This window comes from Halarchaeum nitratireducens, from assembly GCF_014647155.1.
GTDB classification, from domain to species: Archaea; Halobacteriota; Halobacteria; order Halobacteriales; family Halobacteriaceae; genus Halarchaeum; species Halarchaeum nitratireducens.
In genome coordinates, this window is the sequence record NZ_BMOQ01000019.1 from 1 (window position 1) to 3,108 (window position 3,108).

General features: G+C 58.0%; 5 protein-coding genes. 3 read left to right on the forward strand and 2 right to left on the reverse strand.

Annotation, left to right across the window (positions count from 1 at the left end; genetic code table 11):
• Positions 1 to 794 (reverse strand): permease (locus IEX91_RS16125; RefSeq protein WP_188880237.1); only part of this gene is annotated, 794 nt, incomplete at its 3' end.
• Between the two features lie 182 nt (positions 795 to 976).
• Here IEX91_RS16125 and IEX91_RS16130 point away from each other — a divergent pair.
• Together IEX91_RS16130 and IEX91_RS16135 are read left to right on the forward strand one after the other, a co-directional pair.
• Positions 977 to 1,348, forward strand: a complete 372-nt coding sequence (locus tag IEX91_RS16130; RefSeq protein ID WP_158832271.1) for an SHOCT domain-containing protein — start codon at positions 977 to 979, stop codon at positions 1,346 to 1,348.
• Between the two features lie 248 nt (positions 1,349 to 1,596).
• On the forward strand, positions 1,597 to 2,031 hold the full coding sequence (locus IEX91_RS16135) for a hypothetical protein (protein WP_229732320.1): 435 nt from the start codon (positions 1,597 to 1,599) through the stop codon (positions 2,029 to 2,031).
• A 20-nt stretch (positions 2,032 to 2,051) separates the two neighbouring features.
• On the opposite strand, the gene IEX91_RS16140 is transcribed toward IEX91_RS16135, so the two are convergent.
• On the reverse strand, positions 2,052 to 2,576 hold the full coding sequence (locus IEX91_RS16140) for an ArsR/SmtB family transcription factor (protein WP_188870805.1): 525 nt from the start codon (positions 2,574 to 2,576) through the stop codon (positions 2,052 to 2,054).
• A 181-nt stretch (positions 2,577 to 2,757) separates the two neighbouring features.
• Between IEX91_RS16140 and IEX91_RS16145 the strand changes: the two genes are divergently transcribed.
• Positions 2,758 to 2,973, forward strand: a complete 216-nt coding sequence (locus IEX91_RS16145) for a heavy-metal-associated domain-containing protein (RefSeq protein WP_004048661.1) — start codon at positions 2,758 to 2,760, stop codon at positions 2,971 to 2,973.
• The last annotated feature ends 135 nt before the right edge of the window (positions 2,974 to 3,108 follow it).

Genomic DNA, 3,108 nt, shown 5'->3' on the forward strand with positions numbered 1-3,108 from the left:
AGCAGGCCGTCGCCCTGAATGAACAGGGTGTTCCACACCCACTGGGGGACGAAGACGATGACGAACCCCGATATCAGGAAGCCGGCGATGACGTCCTTCCAGATCATCGACCACTCCTTGCGGTACTGGTTCCCAACTTTGTACCAGCCACCCCACGACAGTAACTCGTCACGCCACCCACCGCGGCTCGACATCTCCTGGCGGTAGGTCTCCATACAGCCCTCCGAGCAGAACTTGAGCGTCTCACCGCCGTCAGTCGTAAGCGTGTACTCGTCTTTGCCTTCCATCCCGCAGGTTGGATCCTCGGTGACGCCCGCCTCGTGATCGCGCTCGTTGAGCGTCTCTCGCACCTCATCGAAGAGGTTCTCCGGAAGCGTGAGATGAACGATGACGGCCATCACGGCGATGAGGATGAGTCCGCCGAGTAACTCTGCGACCAGGAACTCCCAGCCGAGCAGAATCAGAATCATCAATCCGAGTTCGACGATGAGGTTCGTCGACGCGAACATGAACGCGAGGAAGTTCACCGCGTGCGCTCCCTTCTTGAACAGGCCCTTCCCGATAGCGACGGCGCCGAAACTACAGCCACTACTGGCCGCGCCGAACGCAGTCGCCTTGGTGAGTCCGCTCAGATCACCGTCACCGAGGACCTGGGCCATCCGTTCCTTGGAGACGTAGACCTGGACGAGGCTCGTGATCGTGAGGCCCATGATGATCGCCCACGCTGCCGTCCAGAGGAAGCCCACACCGATACGTAGAGCTTCGAAGATGCCATCAATCATCGTCGCTACCATAGGTATCAGTTCGAAGGGATCATCTATTGCAGTTTTCCTTCAGATAGTTCGGGTCAGAGCCGTGGTGAGTAGGTATTCAAAAGAATAGTGGTGGGTGGAGCACGCAGTTCAAAGGCACAACCGCATTGAATAGTTAGTGCGTAGTATAATCTGAGAACCCCAACTCACGGAGGGAACACAATATGCCGACAAATTCAGACGATACGCGACTTGTTACGCTCCTCCTCGTTATCATCGGTGCCGTATTCATCGTCCCGTTGTTCTTCATGGGCTTCGGGATGATGGGGTTCGGTCCGATGATGGGCGGGATGTGGAGCGGTCACATGTGGGGCGACGGGACGATGCCCGGCTGGATGTTCATCGTCGGTATTGTGATGCAGCTGCTGTTCCTCGCTGCCCTCGTCGGTGGTGGGTACCTCATCTATCGCGCAGTCACGGGCGATTCGAGTGACTCGGACCAAGCACTCGAAGAGCTTCGGCTTGCCTACGCTCGCGGGGAGCTGACCGACGAGGAATACGAACAGCGACGCGAGGCACTCGAACGAGATACCTGATTACGACGAGACATCAAAACCGAAGAATGACCGGCTTCCCCGACCACCGTCAACAGTCTACCCGTTCGCAACTTCCAGCGTGGCTTGACCGATACACGACGGTGGGGTTATACGGACTCCTAGTCGGGACGGGACTCTGTCTGGTCGCGTTCCTCACGAATCCCGTTCCCGATCCCTCGTTCCCGTGGGCGACGCTGCCCGAGTCTCTACGATTACCGATTGCACAGCCCCGGATCGAACACTGGCCTATGACCTACACTATCGGCATCTGGCTGTGGATTATCGGCTTTCCCGCGCTGTTCCTCGCTGGCTATAGACGATTCGGAGACTGGATGCCGTTCGGAACACCGATGTGGCTTGCTGGACTTCCGGCGCTCGCGATGCTCAGCTGGACGACATACTGCCGGTTTTTCTGGCCGAAGCTTCATCCGCCGACCTGGAACGCTCCCTCCTACACGGTCGTCTGCTGGCTATACTGCTCCTCGTACAACGTGCTCTGGAGTAATCTTGCCTATCTGATTGCGTTCGTCGGCGTCGCCGCGACAGTTCTAGCTGTGCGACGCCGGCACGTAGCCGGATACATCCTACTCGGGTTCGGAGTCTTCGCACTTCCCCTCGGATTGCCAGCTGTGTATGAGGGATATCGCCGGATAACTAAAACACACGGTGAAGTGAGGCCTTGACAACGGTACAGGGCGCAAGCTCAAGAATCTCGGTGGCCACGAACGAACGCCCGGCGGAGGACAGTCAGGAGCACGTAGGTTTCGTACTTCTGGGTCTGACAGTGCTCACACGGCTGCATATCTGCGACGATCTCCGCTATCGCGTCGTCGTGGTCTTTTGTGAGAGTATCGAGTGCATCCCCAATCTGGGGCTGAACGGCCTCGATCATCTCCTCGACAGCGTCATCGGCTGACGCCGGCAGCGAGTACGAGAGGACGATCGTATTCGCGTGGTAGTACTTCGTCGTTCCACCGCGCCCTTCCTCGAAGCGGACGACGTCGACGAGACCGGCATCCCGTAACTCGTTGATGTGATGACGAACCGTGTTCTCCGTGCGGTCGACGCTGCGGTCCTCCAAACGGCCGTGGACCTCAGTTGCGGTGAGCGCCTCCTCAGAGAGGATATCGAGAATCATCGCCCGCATCGGTTCGTCGATGGCGTCCGAAACCCGGGTGTCTCGCACCGCGATGTCCTCAAGCCGGTGGTCGGTACCGGAACTACTCATACGAGAACTGAGTATGAGCAGGCGGGAAAAGCTAGCGGGACGCTGCTTTGAACTCAGGTTGCTGGGTTCGTGATACCGAAAGCCCTAGACGACCCGTTTAACTTTCCAATCACCTATATCCATATTCAAACATATCATCTAAAAAATACTTATTGGGGTACGGGCACTATCTCAAACTGTAATGAGCGACACAACCCAATTCCGCGTCCTCGACTTCGACTGCCCGACCTGCGCGAGTACCGTCGAACGCGCCCTGTCGAACGTCGACGGCGTCCAGCACGTCGAAGTCCACTACGCGACCGGCCGCGTCGAGATCGAGTACGACGACAGCGTCACTGACCCCGACGCCTTCGCAGAGACCATCGAAAACCAGGGGTACACTCCCCAGCCCGCCTAACACTATGAACAAACAATCGATCACGCAGTACTACCGGAACCACCGGAAGGCCATCGTCACGGCGACGAGCGGCCTGCTGTACGGCGGTGGCTGGAGTCTCGGCTACCTCACGAGTTTCGAGATGGCAAGCGCCGC

Coding starts and splice junctions, on each gene's coding strand:
- IEX91_RS16130 (WP_158832271.1), top strand. CDS start 977: ATGCCGACAAATTCAGACGATACGCGACTTGTTACGCTCCTCCTCGTT.
- IEX91_RS16135 (WP_229732320.1), top strand. CDS start 1,597: ATGACCTACACTATCGGCATCTGGCTGTGGATTATCGGCTTTCCCGCG.
- IEX91_RS16140 (WP_188870805.1), bottom strand. CDS start 2,576: ATGAGTAGTTCCGGTACCGACCACCGGCTTGAGGACATCGCGGTGCGA.
- IEX91_RS16145 (WP_004048661.1), top strand. CDS start 2,758: ATGAGCGACACAACCCAATTCCGCGTCCTCGACTTCGACTGCCCGACC.